Below are 21,856 nucleotides of genomic sequence, written 5' to 3'. Positions count from 1 at the left end.
GATCCGGGCCCCTTGCCAGTTGTTTGAAAAGCAGAATTTCAAGGTTCGGGCGCTCATCCGAACCCCTTTGTGCGGTGGCCGGCGATGGGTCGGCGTGCCAGTCCGTCCGGCGCGACGCGGCAGATCGCTGGTTAGCCGGATCAATGACGGGCGAGCGCGGGTTTTTGGCCAGCGGGCATAAGCGTCCGCCGCCGGGCGTCGCACGACCCGAACAGGAGAGTTTTGATGGCAGGCAGGAAGGACCAAGGTCCGACGCAGCGCGCGCTCAGCATCGGCGAGATGGTGCGCAAGGCGCTGACCGAGATCCTCGCCCGCGAGGAGCTGAACGACCCGGTGCTGAAGAACGTTCTGGTCTCGGTGTCGGAGGTCCGCATGTCGACCGACCTGAAGCTCGGCACCGCTTTTGTCACCATTCTCGGCCAGACCGAGATCGACGCCTATGTCGACGCGCTGAACCGCCAGGCGAAGTTTTTTCGCGGCAAGCTCGGCCCGGCGCTCCGGCAAATGAAACACATGCCGGAAGTCCGCTTCCGGCCCGACACGTCCTTCGACAACTATGCGCGCATCGATGCGCTGCTCCGCTCGCCGGAAGTTGCCAGGGACCTTGAAGACGACGAAGAGAAGGAATGATCTGATGAAATGGACCGAAGACAAGCTGGGCGCGAAATCGCCGGGCGAACGCCACCAGCTCTACATGAATGCCCGGTCTATGGATTCGGACGATGCCCGCGCCCTGGTGACGATGATCGAGGAGTCGGGCCTGCCCTATTCGCTCGACCGTTCGCTGCGCACGCCCGACCCGATCGCGACGAAGATCGCCGAGATCGTCTACTCCGCCGAAGCCACCAAGGCGATGGAAGAGGCGATCCGCAATTCCGTCCCGCCGATGGCGGCGCTCGACCCGATGCTGGTCCAGGCGCTGGGCGACGACTACGGCTCGCACAATTCGACCACCACCTTCGCCGGCCGCCTGTCGGCCGAGCGCATGCAGCAGCGCGGCTACCAGAAGCTCGGCAAGAAGCAGAAGCTGCCGGCCGAGTGTCGCGCCAAGACCGCCGACCTGATGTCCAAGGCACCAGAGGTACTGCAGTAGCATGGCACGACGCGGCAAGAAGCCGAAGGGCCGGCCGGTTTCCGGCTGGGTGATCCTCGACAAGCCGAAAGGCATGGGGTCGACCGAGGCGGTTTCGAAGATCAAGTGGCTGTATTTCGCCCAGAAGGCCGGCCATGCTGGCACGCTGGATCCCTTGGCGTCCGGCATGCTGCCGATCGCGCTGGGCGACGCCACCAAGACGGTTCCCTACGTCATGGACGGGCGCAAGGTCTATCGCTTCACCGTGCAATGGGGCACCCAGACCACGACCGACGACACTGAGGGGCCGGCAGTGCACAGCTCCGACGCCCGGCCGGACGAGGCCGCGATTCGTGCTGCGATGGCCGACTATACCGGCGAGATCCAGCAGATCCCGCCGCAGTTCTCGGCGATCAAGATCGACGGCAATCGCGCCTATGATCTCGCGCGCGAGGGCGAGGTGGTGGAGATCGCGGCCCGCACCGTCACCGTCCACCGGCTCGAGCTCGTCGAGATGATCGGCTCGGATGCGACCGTGTTCGAGGCCGAATGTGGCAAGGGCACCTATGTCCGCTCGATCGCCCGCGACCTCGGCCAGGACCTTGGCTGCTACGGCCACGTCACCGACCTCCGGCGGGTCTCCGTCGGCGGCTTCGACGAAGAGGACATGGTGACGCTCGCCGATCTCGAGCTTGCCGCCGACGAGGGCCGCGAGACCCTCGGCGAGGAGGAAATCGCCGCCGGCGCCAGTGCCCGCGTCGTGGTCTTCGACGGCCTCGACGAATACATCCTCGACGCCGCGCTGGCGCTGACGGACCTCTACGAGGTGACGCTGACCGACGAACAGGTCGGCCGCGTCCTCTCTGGCAACCCCGTCCTCCTGCGCGGCCGCGACGCGCCGGCCTTCTGCGAAGAGGCCTATGCCACCGGCCATGGCAAGCTCATCGCGCTCGGCGCGGTGGAAGAGGGCTCGTTCAAGCCGCACCGGGTCTTCGGCGGCCGGGGTTAGGGATACCCGCCGCGCCGGCCTAGCTGGCGCGCTGCAACGGCCAGTTGGCGTGAAGCCGGACATGGCCCTTGCCGTTTCGCTTGCCAAGCAGCAAGGCCTGATCGGCATAGCGAAGCAGCAGAAGAGGGTCGGCCGCATCCTCCGGCGCCAAGGTGGCGCCGATCGTTGCGGCCACCCGCACGGCCTCGCCGGTTGGCAGAACGACGGGCGCGGAGATCGCCAGGATGATGTTCTCGCCGATGTCGACGATCTCGCCGGACCGACCGCCGAGCGTGAGAATCAGCGCGAACTCGTCGCCGCCCAGCCGGGCGACGAGATCATGCCCGGCGATCTCGCTTTTGATCCGGGCCGCGACCGCGCACAGCACCGCATCACCTGCGTCGTGCCCATGCCCCTCGTTGATCGCCTTGAAGCCATCGAGGTCGAGGTAGAGCATGGCGAACCTTGCGCCGCCCGCCATGGCGATCCGCAGCGCCCGGTCGAGGTGATCGAAGAACAGCACGCGGTTGGGCAGCCCCGTCAGCGTATCGTGCGTCGCCCGTCTTTCGCCGTCGGCGATCATCCGGGCAGCCCGCTTTGTCTGCCGCAGCACGATGGTGGTGAGGGCGCCGAAGCAAAGCGCCAGAATTCCCCAGACCGGCAGGGCCGTCCGCAGCAAGGTATCGCCCGGTCGCGCTTCGTCCCATGTGAGATGAGCGGCGATCCTGCCGTCCGTCGTCTGCAGCGGAGTGCTTGCCTCGATGCCTTCTCCGGCGGGGACGAGCCGGAGGTGCGGCAGAAGGTAGATCTGGCTGAGTTCTTCCAGCAGCACCGGATCGATCAGGTCGACGAAGACCAGGAGATCCTGCGGCCCGCCTTCGACGACCGCGGTCTCGAAGCGCCGGATGGCGCTGACGGCCACGACCGCCGGCATGCCGTCGGCGAGGACAAGACCGGTCGTGGACGTCGTGGGGCTGCCCGCACGCTGCCGGGCAACGAGTTCCCGGAAGCCGCCGGTCAGGACGGTGTCGATGGCGCGATCCGTCCGCTTTCCGCCGATCGCCGCATACCGCGTGCGTCCCGAAGCGTCGTAGACGGCACTCACATCGAAGCCGAAATTCTGGAACGTCACCTCGCCGATGTTCTCGTCGGCCCAGGCCTTGTCGTCCGCGTCGATCACGTGGTCCACAACGCTGTTCCAGGTGCCGTAATCCAGCACCGACTTGCCGAGCTGCTGGCCCCGGACCGAGATTGCTCCGCCGGCAAGTTTCACCTGCATCTCGCGCGCGACCTCCGTCTGGTAGGAGGCGACCCAGAGGATGGTCGTCAGCATGGCCCCCAGCAACAGCGACACCAGCGCGGCGACCGGAATGGTCAGTCGTAGAAGAAGCTGTCGGTGAAGGGCTGCCATGTCGCTCGCCTCGAAATCTCGCCCTTGTTATGCAGCTAAGCTCTAAAGAACCCGTGAGGGGTCTGCTGCAGTTCGTCGGGATTGGTCGATCGGGATGAAGCTAGCGCCTCGCGGGCAGCGCCGTTTCCGCGCGCCGCCGCCTTGCCCTTTGCCGGGCTCTGGTATTTCCCCGGCATTTGGCCTATACCGCGGCCAGCGCCCGGCGCCTCGCAGTGAGGTGCCCGCGTTTTCATGGCCCGGGCTGGACGACATCCCTGCCCTGGGCGACCCATACCCTCCCGATCAGAAAGGGCATCCCGATGTCGATCACGCCTGAGCGCAAGACCGAAGTCATCAAGGAATACGCCACCTCCGAAGGCGACAGCGGTTCGCCGGAAGTCCAGGTCGCGCTGCTTTCCGAGCGCATCAACAACCTGACCGAACACTTCAAGTCGCACAAGAAGGACAACCACTCACGTCGTGGCCTTCTGCGCATGGTCGCTACCCGCCGCAGCCTGCTTGACTACCTCAAGCGCAAGGAAGAGGCGCGTTACACCGCCATCGTCGCAAAGCTCGGCCTGCGCCGCTAGCACTTGGATCGGCGGGCATCCTCTGGATGAGCCCGCCGGTTTTGCATTCGGGCCCCGCCGCAAGGCGGTGCCCTCCGGGCTTCGCCACAGGGCGCCGCCCACTGCCCCGGCTGCCTCTTAGGGGCGCCGGCACCGACCGAACCGAAACGGTCATGGGGCAGGATTGCCGGGGGCTTCCCGGCACGCTCCGCGGCATTGTCGCCCGGACGAGATCGTGCCGAAGGGTTTTGCCCTTCCCGAAGCCTCCCGCCGTCTTGCCCATGACCCGCTTCTTCTAAAAGAGCCCCGCGATAGCGTGCCGCCCATCCAGGCCGGCAGGTCGCAGCACAAAGGCAATTTTCATGTTCAATGCCCACAAAGTGCAAATCGAATGGGCGGGCCGCACGCTCACCCTCGAGACCGGCACCATCGCCCGCCAGGCTGACGGCGCGGTCCTCGCCACCTATGGCGAGACCGTCGTGCTCGCGACCGTCGTGTCGCAGAAGCAGCCGAAGCCCGGCTTCGACTTCTTCCCGCTGACCGTCAACTACCAGGAGAAGACCTTCGCCGCGGGCAAGATCCCCGGTGGCTTCTTCAAGCGCGAGGGCCGTCCGTCCGAGAAGGAGACGCTGGTCTCCCGCCTGATCGACCGTCCGATCCGCCCGCTCTTCGCCGAAGGCTACAAGAACGACACCCAGGTCGTCGTCACGGTCCTCCAGCATGACCTCGAGAACGATCCGGACGTGCTGGCCATGGTCGGCGCCTCCGCTGCGCTGACGCTGTCCGGCGTGCCCTTCATGGGCCCGATCGGCGGCGCCCGCGTCGGCTACATCAATGGCGAGTTCAAGCTGAACCCGCATGTCGACGAGATGCCTGAGTCGGAACTCGACCTTGTCGTCGCCGGCACCGATAGCGCCGTGCTGATGGTGGAATCCGAGGCGCACGAGCTGTCGGAAGAGATCATGCTCTCGGCCGTCATGTTCGGCCACCGCGGCTTCCAGCCGGTGATCGACGCGATCATCAAGCTGGCCGAGCTCGCCGCCAAGGAGCCCCGCACCCACGTCATCGCCGACAACTCCGCTCTCGAGACCGAGATGCTCGGCATGGTCGAGGGCGAGCTGCGCGACGCCTACAAGAACACCGACAAGATGGCCCGCTACACCGCCGTCGATGCGGTGAAGGCGAAGGTCATGGCCCACTTCCTGCCGGAGGGCCAGGAGCCGAAGGCGTCCAAGGAAGTCGTCGGCGCCGTCTTCAAGGAGCTGCAGGCCAAGATCGTCCGCTGGAACATCCTCGACACCGGCAGCCGCATCGACGGCCGTGACCTGTCGACGGTCCGTCAGATCGTCGCCCAGGCCGGCATCCTGCCGCGCACACACGGCTCGGCGCTGTTCACCCGCGGCGAGACCCAGGCGCTGGTCGTCGCCACGCTCGGCACGGGCGAGGACGAGCAGTTCGTCGACGCGCTGACCGGCACCTACAAGGAGACCTTCCTCCTTCACTACAACTTCCCTCCCTATTCGGTCGGCGAGACCGGCCGCATGGGTTCCCCGGGCCGTCGCGAAATCGGCCACGGCAAGCTCGCCTGGCGCGCCATCCGTCCGATGCTGCCGGGCAAGGAAGCCTTCCCCTACACGATCCGCGCCGTCTCCGAGATCACCGAGTCGAACGGCTCGTCCTCGATGGCGACCGTCTGCGGCACCTCGCTGGCCCTCATGGACGCCGGCGTTCCGCTCGGCCGTCCAGTGGCCGGCATCGCCATGGGCCTGATCAAGGAAAACGAGCGCTTCGCGGTCCTCTCCGACATCCTGGGCGACGAGGATCACCTCGGCGACATGGACTTCAAGGTGGCCGGCACCTCCGAGGGCATCACCTCGCTGCAGATGGACATCAAGATCCAGGGCATCACCGAGGACATCATGAAGATCGCCCTCGACCAGGCGAAGGGCGGTCGTCTGACCATCCTCGACGAGATGGCCAAGGCGCTCTCGACCAACCGCGCCGAGCTCGGCGAGTTCGCGCCGCGCATCGAGGTCATGATGGTGCCGACGGACAAGATCCGCGACGTCATCGGTTCGGGCGGCAAGGTGATTCGCGAGATCGTCGAGAAGACCGGCGCCAAGATCAATATCGAGGACGACGGCACGGTGAAGATCGCGTCCTCCTCGGCCAAGGAGATCGAGGCCGCCAAGAAGTGGATCCACTCGATCGTCGCCGAGCCTGAAGTCGGCGCGATCTACGAGGGTACGGTCGTGAAGTGCGTTGAGTTCGGCGCCTTCGTGAACTTCTTCGGCGCCCGCGACGGCCTCGTCCACATCAGCCAGCTCGGCGCCGAGCGCGTCTCCAAGACGAGCGACGTCGTCAAGGAAGGCCAGAAGGTCTGGGTCAAGCTGATGGGCTTCGACGAGCGCGGCAAGGTCCGCCTGTCGATGAAGGTCGTCGACCAGGCGACCGGCGAAGAGATCAAGGGCGGCGAAGAGGCGGCGTAAGCCTCTCTCTAACCCGTTGTCATCGACGAAAGGCGCGCCCGGAAACGGGCGCGCCTTTTGTTTTGTCGCTGGACAAGGCTTGGCCTTTCGCCAAATGAAGAGGCGAGGGCGGCGCCGGGCGCGGCCCGGTTGCTGCAGGCGAGGGGGAACGGGCATGCTCTATCTGGTGGCGACGCTGAAGACGGTGCCCGGCGAGCGCGCGGCGGTGGTGGCGGCGGCGCGGCCCTGCATTGAGGCGACGCGGAAGGAGCCGGGATGCTTGCGCTACGACCTCTTCGAAAGCGTCACCGACCCCGATCTGCTGACCTTCATCGAGGCCTGGGAGGACGAGGCGGCGCTCGCCCGCCACGGCACGATGCCGCATGTCCTCGCTTGGCGCGCGGCCTCGGCGCCGCACCGCACGACGACACAGCTCGAGATCATCTTCCCCGATCGCGTCGAGGTCCGATGACGCCGCTTTCCATCTTGTCCGGAGGCTCCGGGACCGCCGGCCCTGTCGAGGCTTCGGCGGGGAGGAGCCGATGAGCGCGCTTCTCGTGCGCGCGGTCGGCGCGCTCCTCGGCGGCTTCCTGTTCAGTCAGGCGAGCGAGTTCACCCAGCAGTACATGCAGCGCCTCGGCGGTGCCGCCGACGAGCTGCGCACCATCGTCCGGCGCTTCGACGACAGTGCGAGGCTAGAGGGGCTGCAGCGCGATGCGGCGATCGCGCGGCTGCGCTCGGCTGATGATGGCTTCGTGGCGCGTCAGGGCGAGGATGCGGCCAGCCTGGTCGCCCGTCAGGACGAGGTGGAGCGGCGCTATCAGAAGCTGACCGGCACCGCGCCGCTGCTCCGCCCCTTCGAGGCGCTCGCCGATCCCGACGGGACGATCCTTGCCCGCACCTTCGACGATTTTCGTCCGGCGCTGCCGATTACCGCCGACGGGCTGTTTCTCGCGGTGGCAGGCTTTGCCGGTGGCTGGGGTCTTGGGGCAGGGGCGGCCGGTGTCCACGGCATCCGCAAACGCCGACGCGCCCGACGGGCCGCAGCGCCTCATGCTGGCGGCTCGCGGCTGGCCTAGCGCTAACGACTCAATCTCCCCGGCGCCTGGCGCCGAGGGCGGTCCAGTGCCGGATGATTACTTCGCGGCCTGGGCGACGTCGACGTCCTCGGCGATGACCGCACGACGCTCCTGCGCCTTCAGCTCGTCCAGCGCGGGCATCGACATGATGTTGTAGCCGGAATCGACGTAGTGGATCTCGCCGGTGACGCCGGCGGCCAGGTCCGAAAGCAAGTAGAGGATGGCGCCGCCGACTTCGTCGATGCTGACGTTGCGGCGCAGCGGCGCGTTCTTGCGCTGGTAGCTGAACATCAGCCGCGCATCCGAGACGCCGGCGCCGGCGAGCGTGCGCACCGGGCCCGCCGAGACGGCGTTGACGCGGATGTTGCGCGGGCCGTAATCGGCGGCGAGATAGCGCACCGAGGCCTCCAGCGCGGCCTTGGCGACGCCCATGACGTTGTAGTTCGGCATCACGCGGGTGGCGCCGCCATAGGTCAGCGTCAGCAGCGAGCCGCCGGGTGCCATGATGTCGGTCGCGCGCCGGGTGATCTCGGTGAAGGAGAAGCAGGAGATCAGCATGGTGCGCGTGAAGTTGTCGCGCGTGGTGTCGGCGTAGAGGCCCTTCAGCTCGTTCTTGTCGGAGAAGGCGAGGGCGTGCACCAGGAAGTCGATCTGGCCCCATTCGGCCTTCAGCGTCTCGAACACCCGGTCGACCGAGGCGATGTCCTCAACGTCGCAGTCGAGCAGCAGCGTCGAGCCGATCTCGGCGGCGAGCGGTTTCACCCGCTTGCCGAAGGCGTCGCCCTGGTAGGTCAGCGCCACTTCCGCGCCTTGCGCGGCGAGAGCCTTCGCCGCGCCCCAGGCGATGGAATTGTGGTTGGCAACGCCCATCACGAGGCCGCGCTTGCCCTTCATCAGATCGCCCATGGAAGGCCCCTTCTTATTCTACGCATCGCGAAACCCGCGATCACATCTTGGCCCGAGCGATAGCACACCACCCGCTGCTGCGGGCGCACGTCGTATGTCCGCCCGCAACACATCGTTTGGCGAGACCTCAGTCCGCGACGCGGCGGAACACCAGCGTCGCATTGGTTCCGCCGAAGCCGAAGGAGTTCGACAGCACGGTGTTCAGCTTCACATTGTCCATCCGCTCGCGAACGATCGGAAGGTCGGCAAACTCCGGATCGATTTCGTCGATATGAGCCGACTGCACGATGAAGTCGTTCTGCAGCATCAAGAGCGAGTAGATCGCCTCCTGCACGCCCGTCGCACCCAGCGAATGGCCGGTCAGCGACTTCGTCGCCGAAATCGGCGGGATCTTGTTGCCGAAGACTTCCCGGATCGCCTGGATCTCCATCTTGTCGCCGACCGGCGTCGAGGTGGCGTGCGGGTTGATATAGTCGATCTCCGTGTCGACCGTCTCCAGCGCCATCTTCATGCAGCGCGCCGCGCCCTCGCCGGACGGAGCGACCATGTCGTGTCCGTCGGACGTCGCGCCGTAGCCGACGATCTCGGCGATGATCTTCGCGCCGCGGGCTTTCGCGTGCTCGTATTCCTCAAGCACCAAGACGCCAGCGCCGCCGGCGATGACGAAGCCGTCGCGGTCCTTATCATAGGCACGGGATGCCACCGTCGGCCGGTCGTTGAAGTCGGAGGACATGGCGCCCATCGCGTCGAAGAGGTTCGACATGGTCCAGTCGAGGTCTTCCGAGCCGCCGGCGAAGATCACGTCCTGCTTGCCGACCTGGATCGTCTCATAGGCATTGCCGATGCAATGGTTGGACGTCGCGCAGGCCGATGAGATGGAATAGTTGACGCCCTTGATCTTGAACTGGGTGGCGAGCACGGCGGAAGCCGTCGAGCTCATCGCCTTCGGCACGGCGGTCGGGCCGATGCGCTTTGGGCCGCCCTTGGTCTCCGTGATCTCGGCGGCCTCGACGATGATGCGCGTCGACGGCCCACCGGAGCCCATGATGATGCCGGTGCGCGGGTTGACGATGTCGTCTTCCGTCAGGCCGGAATCCTCGATCGCCTGCTGCATGGCGATGTAGTTCCAGGCGGTGCCCTTGCTCATGAAGCGCGCGGTGCGCCGGTCGAGCACGGCGAACGGGTCGAGGTTCGGCTCGCCCTGGACATGGCAGCGGAAGCCGTGGCTCGCATAGTCCTCGGCGAAGCTGACGCCCGAGCGGGCGTTCTTCAAGGAGTCCAGCACCGCCTCGACATCGTTGCCGATCGACGAGACGATGCCCATTCCGGTCACAACGACACGTTTCATCGCATATTCCTCCAGTGGTGCAGGGCCGCGGGCCGCCGGTCTTGCCGGTCGGCCGCGGCTGGCGCAGGGGTCAGGCCGCGGCGGGCTCTTCGTCCTTGAACAGACCGACGCGCAGGTCACTCGCCTTGTAGATCAGCACGCCATCGGCCTTGACCCAGCCTTCGGCGATGCCAAGCTTCAGACGCGAGCGCATGACGCGCTTGAACTCGACGCCGTACTCGACGAGCTTCACTTTCGGCGTCACCTGGCCCGAGAATTTGACCTCGCCGACGCCGAGCGCCCGGCCGCGGCCCTCTTCGCCGAGCCAGCCGAGATAGAAGCCGGTCAGCTGCCAGAGCGCATCGACGCCGAGGCAGCCCGGCATCACCGGGTCGCCCTCGAAATGGCATTTAAAGAACCAGAGGTCGGGATTGACGTCGAACTCGGCCTTGATCGAACCCTTGCCGAACTGGCCACCATCGGTGGTCACCTCGGTGATCCGGTCGAACATCAGCATCGGCGGCAGCGGCAGCTGCGCGTTGCCGGGTCCGAACAGCTGGCCGTGGCCGCAGGTGATCAGCTCATCGTAATCGTAATGCGTCTTGCCGGGTGCCATGATCTTCCATATCCGTCCGGACGCTGCCCCACGCCGGTTTCGGCGTCGCCTTTAGCACGGGTGCGTCCGGACACAAACCCGGCAGCGCCGCCGGCGTGCATGTCTGCCGGCAAAGCTAGGGTCACCAGATGGCGAATGAAAGTCTCCTTGGCGTTTCTCTTGTCTGGAAAGGCGGCGATGCCCGTTGAAACCCTGCGCCTGTCGGCCCTCTGCGGTCTTCTCCTCGCCGGCATGGCATCGCCCGCCGCGGCGGCCGGCGGCTGGCACGCCGAGCCGGCCGGGGCGAGTGCGCGGACGGCCGGCTATGGCGCCGGCCGCGGCTTCACGACGATCTGGATAAGCTGCGCCGGCCTGCCACCGGGGCGCCTCGCGCTGCGATTCTCAGGCTTTGCCGCCGGCCTGCCGACCGATGGAAGCTATACCGTGGTGGTCTCGGCGAACGACATCGCCTTCCTGCAGGAGACACGCCCGGTGGCGCGCGGCGACGGGGGGCATGATCTCGCCCGCACGGCGTCGCTCGGCGAGCTGCAGCCGATGATCGATGCCCTGAAGAAGGGCCGCAAGGTCGAGGTCTCGGCGCCAGCCGGCCGGGTTACCTTGCCGCTGACCGGTTCGGGCAAGGCGCTGGCGGCGCTGGAGGCGGGCTGCAGGGGATAGGACGACAGACCGCGACCCTCGTCTCGAAGAACCGCGTCCGTCGCCATACCCCCACAACGTCAGGGGAGCGCGAAATCGGAGCCGCATATGCGTTTTCCCGGCGGCCTCTCCATCTTGCCGCGACGCAGCGTTTGTGATCTCGCCACGAATTGTCTATATCTTCGGTGTTATCAGCGCTCTCCGGTGGGGCGCGCGGCATGATGGACGTGAAGATGGTGGGCAAGACGATGGAAAATCGGGGCCGTGGACAGTTCTTCTGTGTGTTCGAGCGGCTGCGGGCTGCGGGCCTGCGCCCGACCCGCCAACGCGTGGCGCTGTGCAACCTGATCTTCGGATCGGGCGACCGGCACCTCTCGGCCGAGGAACTGCACGAGGAGGCGCACCGCGCCGGCGAGCCGGTCTCGCTCGCCACCGTCTACAACACGCTGCACCAGTTCACCGATGTCGGCATCATCCGCCCGCTCACCGGCGAGGGCCAGCGCACCTATTTCGACACCAACACCTCCGATCACCATCACTTCTTCCTCGAAGAGGCGAACGAGATGATCGACATCCCGAACGGCGGCATCAAGCTCTCGGAACTGCCGGAGCCGCCGGAAGGCATGGAGATCGTCAATGTCGACGTCGTCGTGCGCCTGCGCCGCAAGGTGGCGCGTCCGGCCGACGCCTTGTCTTGAGGCTACAGGCTGTCCGCGCTTCGGTGCGGCGGCAAAGACGTTTTGAAAGCCCGGTCCTCGCGAGAGAGCCGGGCTTTTTGTTGGCCTGCGTGGTATGATGTGCCGGATCGACGGGATGCGAGGCTCAGCTTTCGAACCTCGTGATCCTCGGGGCCGTAGCCCCGGGGACCCATGCCGTCATGCCGGATGATGCCAAGAGCGGTCGAGCGCGTTCAACTCCGCGCCGAAGTGCAAGGTCCGCGGAGAGGCATGGGTCCCCGCGCTTCGCGCGAGGATGACGACATTCCGGCTTTTGGTGGACGCTGATCGGAGTGGGCGATGGAGTGCTTCGTCGTCCGGGTTCGGAAGTAACCGGCCTATCCCGCGCTGATGCGGTTCGAGCGTTCTCTTCGCATCCGGCTCTTTGCGTGCACCGGTTCCCGTGGCGCGATGGCCTAGAACCGCTCGTCGGGATAGACGCCCCAGATCTCGTGCTGGTGGACGTAGCCCTTGCGGCCGGAGACCTCGACCTCGCACCAGCCGAGGCCGCATTCGCGCACGCTGGTGATGACGCCGGGCTCGAGCTTGGCGACGAGCGTCGCGCTCTCGCCGGCGCTGTTGTGCATGTCGATGGTCGTGCTCTTGCCCTTCAGCCAGGGGGCGGCGATGGCGGTGCGCTCGCCCGAGAGCAGCGAATGGTAGACCCAGCCCTCGGTGCCCTCGCTGTCGCGCACCCGGCGCCACAGCTCGTATTCCTGCACCACTTCGACCGGCAGGCCGGGCTTCAGGTAGAGCCAGGAGACGGCGTAGTCGCGGCCCGGGCCGACGCGCAGGTTCACCCGGCCGGACTTCAGCGAGACGAAGCGCGGCAAAGCGAGCTTGGAATAGGCGCCGGTGATCGAGCCGGTTTCCTGCGCGAGCGCGGGGGCCTGCATGGCGGCGGAGGCGAGGAGGGCGGCCGTGCCGGCCAGTGCCAGGACGAAGGAACGAAGACTCAACGGAAACACTCCAGACAGGGCCTGCCGAGACAGGACCATCCCCAACGCGCCCGGAATGCTGCGATGCAGCATCGCGAGGGCACCGAACCTCTGCCGGAAACCTTTGTTTTCGGGAGGACGGCTTGCTATGGACGGGACTTCTCGACTGGTCCGATTATCGCGCGTTGAGGTTAACAAGCCCTTGAAGCGGCGAGCGGAGGAGGCACGATGACGGAGCGCCCTAGACCGGTCGTCGCGATCACGCGCCGGCTGCCCGAGCCGATCGAGGCCCGCATGGGCGAGCTGTTCGACGTCTCCTTCAACGCCAGCGACAAGCCGATGAGCCAGCCCGAGCTCGTCGCCGCGCTCCGCCGCGTCGACGTGCTGGTGCCGACGGTGACCGACCGCATCGACCGCGCCATGATCGAGCAGGCGGGCGAGCGGCTGAAGCTGATCGCCAATTACGGCAATGGCGTCGACAACATCGACGTCGAGGCGGCGCACGCGCGCGGCATCTTCGTCACCAACACGCCGAATGTCCTCAACGAGGACACCGCCGACATGACGATGGCGCTGATTCTGGCGGTGCCGCGGCGGCTGGTCGAGGGCGGCATGCGCCTCATCAGCGGGGAGCCCTGGGCCGGCTGGTCGCCGACCGCCATGCTCGGCCGCCGCCTCGGCGGCAAGAAGCTCGGCATCGTCGGCATGGGCCGCGTCGGCACCGCCGTCGCGCGGCGGGCAAAAGCCTTCGGGCTCGAGATCCACTACCACAACCGCCACCGCGTCAGCCCGAAGACCGAGGAGGCGCTCGGCGCCACCTATTGGGCGAGCCTCGATCAGATGCTGGCGCGGATGGACATCATCTCCGTCAACTGCCCGTCGACGCCGGCGACCTTCCATCTTCTCTCGGCGCGGCGGCTGGCGCTGATTCCGTCGCACGCCTTCATCGTCAACATCGCCCGCGGCGACATCATCGACCAGCCGGCGCTGATCGGCCTGATCGAGGAGGGCCGCATCGCCGGCGCCGGGCTCGACGTGTTCGAGGGCGAGCCGGCGGTCGACCGGCGGCTGATGCGGCTCGCCGAGGCGCACCGCGTCGTGCTGCTGCCGCACATGGGCTCGGCGACGATCGAGGCCCGCATCGACATGGGCGAGAAGGTGATGATCAACATCCGTGCGATGATGGACGGCCACCGCCCGCCCGACCGGATCCTGCCGGGCCGGATTTAGCGCCGGCAGATTTCGCGCAAGCGACAGCCTAGAAACTGGCGCTGCCGCCCGACGCGCCGATTTCCCCCTCAAGGGAGGAGATCGGCTCATCCTCCGACACTTGCTGCAACGCATCAGCATTTTTCCGCCCGCTCTTCGCACCCGCAAGATGGACAAGCCGGGCCCGCACGGTCGATCCTTGCCGAAAAGCATTCGGGGAGGAACGGCATGAGCGAGACCATGGAACGGCCGGCGGTGGTATCGAGCCCGGCGCGCGGGGCGGTCGAGACCTGGCTGGCGGCCTTCGAGGCCGCGCTGGTCGCCGGGGACGCGAAGGCGGCCGCTGCTTTGTTCAACGCCGAGAGCTACTGGCGCGACCTCGTCAGCTTCACCTGGAACATCAAGACCGTCGAAGGTCCCGAAGGGGTCGAGGACATGCTGTCGGCGGTCCTTGCCGACGTGAAGCCAAGGAATTTCCGCATCGAGGAGGAGCCTTCGGAGGCTGGCGGCGTCACCGAGAGCTGGATCACCTTCGAGACCGCGGTGGCCCGGGGCCGCGGCCATCTCCGGCTGAAGGACGGCAAGGCCTGGACCCTCCTCACGACCATGACCGAGCTGAAGGGGCACGAGGAGAGGATGGGCGAGCGCCGCCCGATGGGCGCCGAGCACGGATCGGCCAAGGGGCGCACATCCTGGCTGGAGCAGCGGCAGGCGGAGGCCGAGGCGCTCGGCCGCACCACCCAGCCGGAAGTGCTGGTGATCGGTGGCGGCCAGGGCGGCCTCGCGCTCGGCGCGCGGCTGCGCCAGCTCGGCGTCTCCACCATCATCGTCGACAAGCACGAACGGCCCGGCGACGCCTGGCGCAAGCGCTACAAGTCGCTCTGCCTGCATGATCCCGTCTGGTACGACCACCTGCCCTACATCGATTTCCCGAAGAACTGGCCGGTCTTCGCCCCGAAGGACAAGATCGGCGACTGGCTGGAAATGTACGCCAAGGTGATGGAGCTCAACGTCTGGAACTCCACCGAGGCGAAGACGGCACACTGGGACGAGGCCCGGAAAGAGTGGAACGTCACCGTCGTCCGCGGCGGCGAGGAGATCGTCCTGCGGCCGAAGCAGCTGGTCTTCGCCACCGGCATGTCGGCGAAACCGAACCTCCCGACCTTCAAGGGCATGGAGCGCTTCAAGGGCGAGCAGCACCATTCCTCGGTCCATCCGGGCCCCGACGCCTGGGCAGGCAAGAAGGCCGTGGTGATCGGCTCCAACAATTCCGCGCACGACATTTGCGCGGCCCTCTGGGAAGCCGGCGCCGACGTCACGATGGTGCAGCGTTCGACCACCCACATCGCCCGCTCAGAGACGCTGATGACCGAGAGCCTCGGCCCGCTCTACTCCGAGCAAGCGCTCGCCAATGGCGTCACCACCGCCAAGGCCGACCTCATCTTCGCCTCGCTGCCCTACCGGATCATGCACGAGTTCCAGATCCCGGTGGCCAACCGCATGCGCGAGGTCGACGCAGACTTCTACGCGGCGCTGGAAAAGGCCGGCTTCATGCTCGACTTCGGCGCCGATGATTCCGGCCTGTTCATGAAGTACCTCCGCCGCGGCTCCGGCTACTACATCGACGTCGGCGCCAGCCAGCTGATCATCGACGGCAAGATCAAGCTCAAAAGCGGCGTTGAGGTCGAGGAGATCACCGAGACCGGCGTCAGGTTCGCCGACGGCTCGGAGCTTCCGGCCGACCTCATCGTCTACGCCACCGGCTACGGCTCGATGAACGGCTGGGTCGCCGACCTCGTCGACCGCGAGACCGCCGACCGGGTCGGCAAGTGCTGGGGCCACGGGTCCAACACGCCGAAGGATCCGGGCCCCTGGGAGGGCGAGCAGCGCAACATGTGGAAGCCGACGCAAGTGGAAGGCCTCTGGTTCCATGGTGGCAATTTGCACCAGTCCCGGCATTACTCGCAGTTCCTGGCGTTGCAGCTGAAGGCCCGGGCGGAGGGGATTGCGACGCCGGTGTACGGGCTGCAGGAAGTGCACCACACGCGTTGAGCGGGGTGCGGCGCGTTGGCCGGATCGGGCAGGGCGCGGATCACCGCCGGGCTATCCCGCGCGTGACTACGTTTCCCTCGTCATCCTGGGCTCGATCCGGCAGCATCCGCCATCCCTCTCCAGTACCCAACAACCTTTCCCGTCGTCATCCCGGACTTGATCCGGGATCCATTCCAAACTGTTGAACGAACGGGGTAAGGGGCAACATTCCCTTCTGCGGCGGACTGCAGCGGAGCCGCGGAGGAATGGATCCCAGCGAAACCTCGGTTTCGCAGAGATCAAGTCCGGGATGACGAACTTTCAACCTCGGCACCCTCTCCATGCCCGGCCTCAGCTTTTCGCAACCCGACGCCGGTACCGCACCGTCTCGAACCGCATCTCCAGCGTGTCGACCATCAGCAGGCGGCCGACCAGCGGCTCGCCGATGCCGCAGGCGAGTTTGATGGCTTCCGTGGCGGCCAGCGTGCCGAGGATGCCGGTGACGACGCCGAGGATGCCGGCCTCGGCGCAGGAGGGCACCAACCCCGCGGGCGGCGCTTCCGGGAAGAGGTCGCGGTAGCCGGGATGGCGCGCGCCCTCCGGCGACGTCGCATAGGGCATGAGCACCGTCAGCGAGCCGGAGAAGCGGTTTACCGCGGCCGTCACCAGCGGGCGCTCGGCGGCCTCGCAGAGGTCGGCCAGGGCGTAGCGGGTGGCAAAGTTGTCGGAGCCGTCGATGACAAGGTCGTAGGCGGCGACGATATCAGCGCCGTTGGCGGCGTCGAGGCGCAGCTTGTGCGGCACCACGGTGACGTGCGGGTTGAGGGCCGCGACCGCTGAGGTGGCGCTGTCGAGCTTGGAGCGGCCGATGTCGGCGGTGCCGTGCAGCACCTGCCGCTGGAGGTTGGAGAGCGAGACCGTGTCGTCGTCGACGATGCCGATCGTGCCGACGCCGGCGGAGGCGAGATACAGCACCACCGGCGAGCCGAGCCCGCCGGCGCCGATCACCAGCATTTTCGCCCGCTTCAGCCGCTGCTGGCCGGGGCCGCCGACCTCCGGCAGCACGATGTGGCGGGCGTAGCGGGAGAGCTCGTCGGCAGACAGCGGCGGCGGCGGATTTGCAGAGGGGGCGGCGGACATCGGAACCGGCAGAGCCTTGGCGGTGGGGATGGTCGTAGCCGGGTCGGCGGGGTCGGCCGGGTCAGCCAGGTCGGCGGGGACGAGCGGCGGATTTTGATGGCTCATGAGATCGTCCCCTGGTCGACCGTCAGGTGCTGCGCGCGGTCGCCCAGCGCCTCGAAGAGGGAGGCGTCGGTGCCGGTCATGAAGGCCTGCACGTCGAGGTGCTCGATGATGTCGAAGAGGCCGGCGCGGCGGCCGGGATCGAGGTGGGCGGCGACCTCGTCGAGGAGGAGCACCGGGCCGATGCCGCTCATCGCCCGGACGAGGCCGGCATGGGCGAGCACGAGGCCGATCAAGAGCGCCTTCTGCTCGCCGGTGGAGGAGAGGGCGGCCGGCATCGCCTTGGCGCGGTGGGTGATGAGGAGGTCGGCGCGGTGCGGGCCCTCGAGCGTGCGCCCCGCGGCGCGGTCGAGCGGCCGCTGCCGGGCGAGCCGCTCGGCGGCCTCGTCCTCGAGGTCGACGGCGGGGCGGGCGAGATCGTCGAAGCCGTAGCCGCTGGTCAGCGCCAGGTCCGCCTTCGGAAACGGGCTGTCGTCGGTCGAGGCGCCGATCATCGTTCTGAGCAGACCGACCAACTCGTGCCGGGCGATGGCGATGGCGATGCCGAGCTCGGCGAGCTGCGCCTCGAGGCCGGCGAGCCAGGCATCGTCCTGTCGCCCGTCGGCGAGCAGCCGGTTGCGCTGGCGCATCGCCCGCTCGTAGTCCAAGGCCCTTCGGCCATGCGCGGGATCGACGGTCAGCACGAGGCGGTCGAGGAAGCGGCGCCGGTCGCCGGAGGGGCCGGTGAAGAGGCCGTCCATCGCCGGGGTCAGCCAGAGGATGCGGAGATGGTCGAGGAGCTCGTCGGCCGATTTCGCTTGCGTCTCGTCGATCCTGACGGTGCGGGCGAGCCCGTTGCCCGCCTCGGGGCGGACGAGGGTGGCGAGCTGCAAGGTGTCATCGCCGAAGGTCAGGTCGGCGCGGACCGAAAAGCCGCCGCTGCCGCCGGCGCGGATCATGTCGGCATAGGCGGCGCGCCGAAGGCCGCGGCCGGGGGTCAGCAGCGAGACCGCTTCCATGAGGTTGGTCTTGCCGGCGCCGTTGTCGCCGGCCAGCACCACGAAGCGTGCGGCAAGGTCGACCTGCAAGGTCGCATAGTTGCGGAAGTCGACGAGGCGGAGCGCCGAGAGATGCGACATGGTCTTGCCGGTGGTAACGGGCGGAGCATGGGCCAGCCCTAAGACGCCGTCGTCATCCGCGCGGGCCTTGTCGTTGCGGACGGTCGGGACCGCGTTCTCCGTGGCCGAGATACCGGTCGCCGGGATCAGCGTGACGGTGCCCGTCACACCCGCATGGGCATGAGGACGTAGAGCGTGCCGTCGTCGCCGCCGTCCTTGATGAGGGTGGGCGACCCGGGATCGGCGAGCATGAAGACGGCGGTGTCGCCGGAGAGCTGCCCGGTGATGTCGAGGAGATAGCGGGCGTTGAAGCCGATCTCAATGTCGTCGGACTCGTAGCCGACGGCGAGCTCTTCCGTCGCGGTGCCGGCGTCCGGGCTGTTCACCGTGAGGGTCAGCTGGCCGTTGGTGACGGCGAGCTTCACCGCGCGGCCGCGCTCGGACGAGATGGTGGAGACGCGGTCGACGGCGGCCGAGAAGGTCTGCCGGTCGAGCGTCAGCTCCTTGTCGTTGTTCTGCGGGATGACGCGCTGGTAGTCGGGGAAGGTGCCGTCGATCAGCTTCGAGGTCATCACCACCGGGCCGATGGTGAAGCGGATCTTGGAATCGGAGAGCTCGACGAGGATCTCATCGTCGCCACTGTCGAGAAGCTTCTGCAGCTCGCCGACCGTCTTGCGCGGGATGATGATGCCCGGCATGCCCTCGGAGCCGGCGGGTGCCTCCATCTCGGCCCGCGCCAGGCGGTGGCCGTCGGTGGCGACGGCGCGCAGACGCAGCGAGCCCTCGGACTCGATGGTGTGGAGGAAGATGCCGTTGAGGTAGTAGCGCGTCTCCTCTGTCGAGATCGCGAACTGGGTGCGCTCGACGAGGCGGCCGAGGGCGGAGCCCTTCAGCTTGAACGTGTGCGAGAAGACGCCGGCGGTGATGTCGGGGAAGTCGGATTCGGGCAGGCACTGCAGGCGGAAATTCGAGCGGCCGGAGGTCACCGTCATCTGGTTGCCGTCGGCGTTCGTCGCGAGCTTTACCTCGGAGCCGTCGGAGAGCTTGCGCACGATGTCGTAGAGAAGGTGCGCCGGCACCGTCGTCGCGCCCTCCTGCTCGCCGTTCGCCGCCACCGTCTCGGTGATCTCGAGGTCGAGGTCGGTCGCCTTCAGGCGGAGCGCGCCGTCCTCGGTCTTGACAAGGACATTGGACAGGATCGGGATGGTGTTGCGCCGCTCGACCACGCGGTGGACGTGGCCCAGCGTCTTCAGAAGGTTGGAACGCTCGATGATGATACGCATGGGAGACAACCATTTCTTTCGGAGGAGCGCCGGCATCCGGTTCGCGGCAAGCGTTCGGGCGTCGTGGTTTCCCCGCGGGAGTGCGAACCTTTTAGAGGCTGCAGCACGGCTTGAAAAGCCTTGCGCCGCACAGTCGAGACAGATGCGCCGGCGGCCCGCAGAAGCGGAGCGCCGGCGCTGGTTCGGTGACGCTGTCGGCCCGCCGAAACCGGCTGGGCAAGACAGGCCTATTCCTCGATCATGCGGCGGATGAGGTCGAGCTCCTCGCCGAGCTTCTCGTCCTTAGCTCGCTCGCCCTCGATCTTGCGCACGGCGTGCAGCACCGTTGTGTGGTCGCGTCCGCCAAAACGGCGGCCGATCTCCGGCAGCGAGCGCGGCGTCATGGTTTTCGCCAGGTACATCGCGATCTGCCGCGGGCGGACGATGGTGCGGGTACGGCGGGCGGAGAGGATGTCGGTGCGCGTCACGTTGTAGTGGCGCGAGACGAATTTCAGGATGTCCTCGATGCGGATCCGCTTCTCGCCATTGGTGCGGGTCAGCGAGTTCAGGAGGTCGTCGAGGTGGTCGGCCGACAGCGGCTGGCCGACGGCGTGGCGGAAGGCGATCTGGTTGAACGCGCCCTCGAGGTCGCGGCCGGAGCCGATCACCCGGCGGGCGATGGTGTCGACCACCTTCTCGTCGATCAGGAAGCTCGGATCCTCGACCTTCAGCGCGTCGACGCGGTTGGTGAGGATTTCCTTGCGCATGTCGAAATCGGGCGAGACCATCTCGATGGCGACGCCGCCCGACAGGCGCGAGCGCACCCGGGCATCGAGCGATTCCAGCTCGAAGGCCGGGCGGTCGGCGGCGACGATCACCTGCCGCGCGGAATCGATCAGCGCGTTGAGGAGATGGCAGAACTCCTGCTGGATCGACTTGCCTTGCAGGAACTGCATGTCGTCGATGATCAGGATGTCGATGCCGCGCAGATTCTCCTTGAAGTCGAGCGCCTGGTTGTCGCGGATCGCGGTGGCAAAGCGCCACATGAAATATTCGGCGGTGAGGTAGACGACGCGCGGCTGGTCGGCGCGCCGGGTCGCGGCATTGGCGATCGCCTGCAGCAGGTGGGTCTTGCCAAGGCCGACATTGGCGTGGACGAAGAGCGGGTTGAAGCGCACCGACTGCGGGCCGTTTTCGGCGATCGCCTTGGCGGCGGCGAGTGCCACGCGGTTCGAGGTGCCCTCGACGAAGGTGTCAAAGACGTAGCGGTTGTCGAGCGGCGAGCCGAAGGAGGTGCCGTTGTGGTGGCGGTCGCGGGCCGAGAAGTCGGCCGTGCGCTCCAGCGCCGGATGCGAGGCGTGGCTGGCGGCCGGCACGTCCATAATGCCCGGTCCGCGCGCGGCCGGCTTGGCGATCTCCGTTACCTCGCGCATCGCCTGGTTGGCGGCCGGGCCGCTGCGCACGGCGGTGCGCACGGCAATGTCGACCTTCAGCGTGCCCGGCACTTCCTCGGCGAAGATGGCCAGCAGCATGTCGGAATAGTGCGAGTTGATCCAGGTCTTCAGGAAGGCGGTCGGCACCGACAGGCGGACGGAGCCCTTGCCCATCTCGTCGATCTTCATCCGCTCGAACCAGCTGGCATAGATGTCCTTGCCGAGCTGTGCCTGCAGGCGGGCCTTGACGCGCAGCAAGATCTCGCCGTCGCTCTTGGGTCCGACTACCTGCATTTCCTTCATTCCGTTACCCGTTCCCTGTCCCTGCGGGACCGTTTTCTGTTCGACCGAGGCCGACCGCATGAAGGGCAGCACCGAGGGTGCCGTCCCGGCCGTTGCCGCGACGGCGCTCATCGCTGCGCCCAGGGCAGGTCCGCGGCCTTCCAGCCGGCGGTGGTCCCGCGGTGTCCCTCATCGTCCGGTGGTCCCTCGAAGCCGTCGAGGACGTTATAGCAGTGCTGAAAGCCGGCGGCGGTCAGCGCGGCGGCGCTGGCCATGCTGCGCACACCCGACCGGCAGAGGAAGTACAGCTTCGATGCCTCGCTGCCACCGAGCTCCGCAACGCGGGCGGCGACCTTCTCAGCAAAGCGCGGATCGACGGCCATCGAGGGGAAGACCTGCCATTCCTGAAACAGCTGGCGCTCGGTCGCGGGAAGGCGGGGAAAGCCGACATAGGTCCATTCGGCGGACGTGCGGACGTCGATCAGGAAGGCGTCGGCCTCTTGGCTGACGGCTTCCCAGCAGGCGCCGACGGTCACGTCGCCCGAATATGGAGTGCTCATGGAAAATCCCCCGGCAGCAAGGTCCTGTCCGAACC

21 protein-coding genes are annotated in these 21,856 nt (G+C 67.2%); 11 read left to right on the top strand and 10 right to left on the bottom strand.

What is annotated here, in order from left to right; genetic code table 11:
- Positions 1 to 225: 225 nt before the first annotated feature.
- Genes rbfA through truB form a run of 3 tightly spaced genes read left to right on the top strand, consistent with a single transcriptional unit; the run spans position 226 to position 2,081 of the window.
- Positions 226 to 630 (top strand): 30S ribosome-binding factor RbfA, encoded by a 405-nt coding sequence (gene rbfA, locus ACZLZQ_RS04145; RefSeq protein ID WP_472934393.1) that lies wholly within the window; start codon positions 226 to 228, stop codon positions 628 to 630.
- Between the two features lie 4 nt (positions 631 to 634).
- A complete protein-coding gene (locus ACZLZQ_RS04140) occupies positions 635 to 1,093 on the top strand; it encodes a hypothetical protein (protein ID WP_472948276.1) in 459 nt (152 codons plus the stop codon).
- A 1-nt stretch (position 1,094) separates the two neighbouring features.
- Positions 1,095 to 2,081, top strand: coding sequence for a tRNA pseudouridine(55) synthase TruB (gene truB / locus ACZLZQ_RS04135; protein ID WP_472948275.1), 987 nt, complete (start codon positions 1,095 to 1,097; stop codon positions 2,079 to 2,081).
- 19 nt (positions 2,082 to 2,100) lie between these two features.
- Here truB and ACZLZQ_RS04130 read toward each other — a convergent pair whose 3' ends face one another.
- Positions 2,101 to 3,471, bottom strand: coding sequence for a diguanylate cyclase (locus ACZLZQ_RS04130; protein WP_472948274.1), 1,371 nt, complete (start codon positions 3,469 to 3,471; stop codon positions 2,101 to 2,103).
- Between the two features lie 299 nt (positions 3,472 to 3,770).
- Between ACZLZQ_RS04130 and rpsO the strand changes: the two genes are divergently transcribed.
- From rpsO to ACZLZQ_RS04110, 4 genes are all read left to right on the top strand, one after another.
- Positions 3,771 to 4,040: a 30S ribosomal protein S15 gene (rpsO, locus tag ACZLZQ_RS04125; RefSeq protein WP_472934397.1), complete on the top strand. Its 270-nt coding sequence runs from the start codon at positions 3,771 to 3,773 to the stop codon at positions 4,038 to 4,040.
- Positions 4,041 to 4,381: 341 nt separating this feature from the next.
- Positions 4,382 to 6,508: a polyribonucleotide nucleotidyltransferase gene (gene pnp, locus ACZLZQ_RS04120; RefSeq protein ID WP_472948273.1), complete on the top strand. Its 2,127-nt coding sequence runs from the start codon at positions 4,382 to 4,384 to the stop codon at positions 6,506 to 6,508.
- A 154-nt stretch (positions 6,509 to 6,662) separates the two neighbouring features.
- Positions 6,663 to 6,959, top strand: coding sequence for a putative quinol monooxygenase (locus ACZLZQ_RS04115; protein WP_472948272.1), 297 nt, complete (start codon positions 6,663 to 6,665; stop codon positions 6,957 to 6,959).
- A 70-nt stretch (positions 6,960 to 7,029) separates the two neighbouring features.
- Positions 7,030 to 7,566 (top strand): DUF2937 family protein, encoded by a 537-nt coding sequence (locus ACZLZQ_RS04110; protein WP_472948271.1) that lies wholly within the window; start codon positions 7,030 to 7,032, stop codon positions 7,564 to 7,566.
- A gap of 57 nt (positions 7,567 to 7,623) precedes the next feature.
- On the opposite strand, the gene fabI is transcribed toward ACZLZQ_RS04110, so the two are convergent.
- From fabI to fabA, 3 genes are all read right to left on the bottom strand, one after another.
- Complete coding sequence (gene fabI, locus ACZLZQ_RS04105; RefSeq protein ID WP_472934401.1) at positions 7,624 to 8,472, bottom strand: enoyl-ACP reductase FabI; 849 nt, start codon at positions 8,470 to 8,472, stop codon at positions 7,624 to 7,626.
- Positions 8,473 to 8,599: 127 nt separating this feature from the next.
- Positions 8,600 to 9,820, bottom strand: a complete 1,221-nt coding sequence (gene fabB, locus ACZLZQ_RS04100) for a beta-ketoacyl-ACP synthase I (protein ID WP_472934402.1) — start codon at positions 9,818 to 9,820, stop codon at positions 8,600 to 8,602.
- 70 nt (positions 9,821 to 9,890) lie between these two features.
- Positions 9,891 to 10,415 (bottom strand): 3-hydroxyacyl-[acyl-carrier-protein] dehydratase FabA, encoded by a 525-nt coding sequence (fabA, locus tag ACZLZQ_RS04095; protein ID WP_472934403.1) that lies wholly within the window; start codon positions 10,413 to 10,415, stop codon positions 9,891 to 9,893.
- Positions 10,416 to 10,592: 177 nt separating this feature from the next.
- Between fabA and ACZLZQ_RS04090 the strand changes: the two genes are divergently transcribed.
- Complete coding sequence (locus tag ACZLZQ_RS04090) at positions 10,593 to 11,072, top strand: hypothetical protein (RefSeq protein WP_472948270.1); 480 nt, start codon at positions 10,593 to 10,595, stop codon at positions 11,070 to 11,072.
- Positions 11,073 to 11,299: 227 nt separating this feature from the next.
- Positions 11,300 to 11,749 (top strand): iron response transcriptional regulator IrrA, encoded by a 450-nt coding sequence (irrA, locus tag ACZLZQ_RS04085; protein ID WP_472934466.1) that lies wholly within the window; start codon positions 11,300 to 11,302, stop codon positions 11,747 to 11,749.
- A gap of 434 nt (positions 11,750 to 12,183) precedes the next feature.
- On the opposite strand, the gene ACZLZQ_RS04080 is transcribed toward irrA, so the two are convergent.
- Positions 12,184 to 12,735: an SH3 domain-containing protein gene (locus ACZLZQ_RS04080; protein WP_472948269.1), complete on the bottom strand. Its 552-nt coding sequence runs from the start codon at positions 12,733 to 12,735 to the stop codon at positions 12,184 to 12,186.
- 198 nt (positions 12,736 to 12,933) lie between these two features.
- On the opposite strand from ACZLZQ_RS04080, the gene ACZLZQ_RS04075 reads away from it, so the two are divergent.
- Positions 12,934 to 13,935, top strand: coding sequence for a 2-hydroxyacid dehydrogenase (locus ACZLZQ_RS04075; RefSeq protein ID WP_472948268.1), 1,002 nt, complete (start codon positions 12,934 to 12,936; stop codon positions 13,933 to 13,935).
- A 219-nt stretch (positions 13,936 to 14,154) separates the two neighbouring features.
- Positions 14,155 to 15,966 carry a flavin-containing monooxygenase gene (locus ACZLZQ_RS04070; RefSeq protein ID WP_472948445.1) on the top strand — a complete coding sequence of 604 codons (1,812 nt, stop codon included), beginning with the start codon at positions 14,155 to 14,157 and terminating at the stop codon, positions 15,964 to 15,966.
- A gap of 330 nt (positions 15,967 to 16,296) precedes the next feature.
- Here the strand turns inward: ACZLZQ_RS04070 and moeB are convergent, their stop codons facing one another.
- The 5 genes from moeB to ACZLZQ_RS04045 form a co-directional block, all read right to left on the bottom strand.
- Positions 16,297 to 17,085: a molybdopterin-synthase adenylyltransferase MoeB gene (gene moeB / locus ACZLZQ_RS04065; protein ID WP_472948444.1), complete on the bottom strand. Its 789-nt coding sequence runs from the start codon at positions 17,083 to 17,085 to the stop codon at positions 16,297 to 16,299.
- Between the two features lie 101 nt (positions 17,086 to 17,186).
- Complete coding sequence (recF, locus tag ACZLZQ_RS04060) at positions 17,187 to 18,305, bottom strand: DNA replication/repair protein RecF (protein WP_472948443.1); 1,119 nt, start codon at positions 18,303 to 18,305, stop codon at positions 17,187 to 17,189.
- Between the two features lie 143 nt (positions 18,306 to 18,448).
- Positions 18,449 to 19,567: a DNA polymerase III subunit beta gene (dnaN, locus tag ACZLZQ_RS04055; RefSeq protein ID WP_472948267.1), complete on the bottom strand. Its 1,119-nt coding sequence runs from the start codon at positions 19,565 to 19,567 to the stop codon at positions 18,449 to 18,451.
- A gap of 227 nt (positions 19,568 to 19,794) precedes the next feature.
- Entirely contained in the window at positions 19,795 to 21,393 is a 1,599-nt protein-coding gene (dnaA, locus tag ACZLZQ_RS04050) for a chromosomal replication initiator protein DnaA (protein ID WP_472948266.1), read from the bottom strand.
- Positions 21,390 to 21,821 carry a rhodanese-like domain-containing protein gene (locus ACZLZQ_RS04045; protein WP_472948265.1) on the bottom strand — a complete coding sequence of 144 codons (432 nt, stop codon included), beginning with the start codon at positions 21,819 to 21,821 and terminating at the stop codon, positions 21,390 to 21,392. The genes dnaA and ACZLZQ_RS04045 overlap by 4 nt, the downstream gene beginning before the upstream one ends.
- Positions 21,822 to 21,856: the final 35 nt, after the last annotated feature.

It is taken from the genome of Mesocryomonas lacus (genome assembly GCF_055730105.2).
The sequence above is the reverse complement of the archived record's forward strand: the minus strand, read 5'-3'. Positions and strand labels throughout refer to the sequence as shown.

What these genes read in the sequence shown, in the direction of transcription:
- ACZLZQ_RS04075 (WP_472948268.1), top strand. Translation starts at nt 12,934, where the DNA reads ATGACGGAGCGCCCTAGACCGGTCGTCGCGATCACGCGCCGGCTGCCC.
- fabA (WP_472934403.1), bottom strand. Translation starts at nt 10,415, where the DNA reads ATGGCACCCGGCAAGACGCATTACGATTACGATGAGCTGATCACCTGC.
- ACZLZQ_RS04140 (WP_472948276.1), top strand. Translation starts at nt 635, where the DNA reads ATGAAATGGACCGAAGACAAGCTGGGCGCGAAATCGCCGGGCGAACGC.
- fabB (WP_472934402.1), bottom strand. Translation starts at nt 9,820, where the DNA reads ATGAAACGTGTCGTTGTGACCGGAATGGGCATCGTCTCGTCGATCGGC.
- ACZLZQ_RS04130 (WP_472948274.1), bottom strand. Translation starts at nt 3,471, where the DNA reads ATGGCAGCCCTTCACCGACAGCTTCTTCTACGACTGACCATTCCGGTC.
- dnaN (WP_472948267.1), bottom strand. Translation starts at nt 19,567, where the DNA reads ATGCGTATCATCATCGAGCGTTCCAACCTTCTGAAGACGCTGGGCCAC.
- recF (WP_472948443.1), bottom strand. Translation starts at nt 18,305, where the DNA reads ATGTCGCATCTCTCGGCGCTCCGCCTCGTCGACTTCCGCAACTATGCG.
- dnaA (WP_472948266.1), bottom strand. Translation starts at nt 21,393, where the DNA reads ATGAGCGCCGTCGCGGCAACGGCCGGGACGGCACCCTCGGTGCTGCCC.
- truB (WP_472948275.1), top strand. Translation starts at nt 1,095, where the DNA reads ATGGCACGACGCGGCAAGAAGCCGAAGGGCCGGCCGGTTTCCGGCTGG.
- fabI (WP_472934401.1), bottom strand. Translation starts at nt 8,472, where the DNA reads ATGGGCGATCTGATGAAGGGCAAGCGCGGCCTCGTGATGGGCGTTGCC.
- ACZLZQ_RS04110 (WP_472948271.1), top strand. Translation starts at nt 7,030, where the DNA reads ATGAGCGCGCTTCTCGTGCGCGCGGTCGGCGCGCTCCTCGGCGGCTTC.
- ACZLZQ_RS04070 (WP_472948445.1), top strand. Translation starts at nt 14,155, where the DNA reads ATGGAACGGCCGGCGGTGGTATCGAGCCCGGCGCGCGGGGCGGTCGAG.
- pnp (WP_472948273.1), top strand. Translation starts at nt 4,382, where the DNA reads ATGTTCAATGCCCACAAAGTGCAAATCGAATGGGCGGGCCGCACGCTC.
- rpsO (WP_472934397.1), top strand. Translation starts at nt 3,771, where the DNA reads ATGTCGATCACGCCTGAGCGCAAGACCGAAGTCATCAAGGAATACGCC.
- ACZLZQ_RS04115 (WP_472948272.1), top strand. Translation starts at nt 6,663, where the DNA reads ATGCTCTATCTGGTGGCGACGCTGAAGACGGTGCCCGGCGAGCGCGCG.
- rbfA (WP_472934393.1), top strand. Translation starts at nt 226, where the DNA reads ATGGCAGGCAGGAAGGACCAAGGTCCGACGCAGCGCGCGCTCAGCATC.
- irrA (WP_472934466.1), top strand. Translation starts at nt 11,300, where the DNA reads ATGGAAAATCGGGGCCGTGGACAGTTCTTCTGTGTGTTCGAGCGGCTG.
- moeB (WP_472948444.1), bottom strand. Translation starts at nt 17,085, where the DNA reads ATGTCCGCCGCCCCCTCTGCAAATCCGCCGCCGCCGCTGTCTGCCGAC.
- ACZLZQ_RS04090 (WP_472948270.1), top strand. Translation starts at nt 10,593, where the DNA reads ATGCCCGTTGAAACCCTGCGCCTGTCGGCCCTCTGCGGTCTTCTCCTC.
- ACZLZQ_RS04045 (WP_472948265.1), bottom strand. Translation starts at nt 21,821, where the DNA reads ATGAGCACTCCATATTCGGGCGACGTGACCGTCGGCGCCTGCTGGGAA.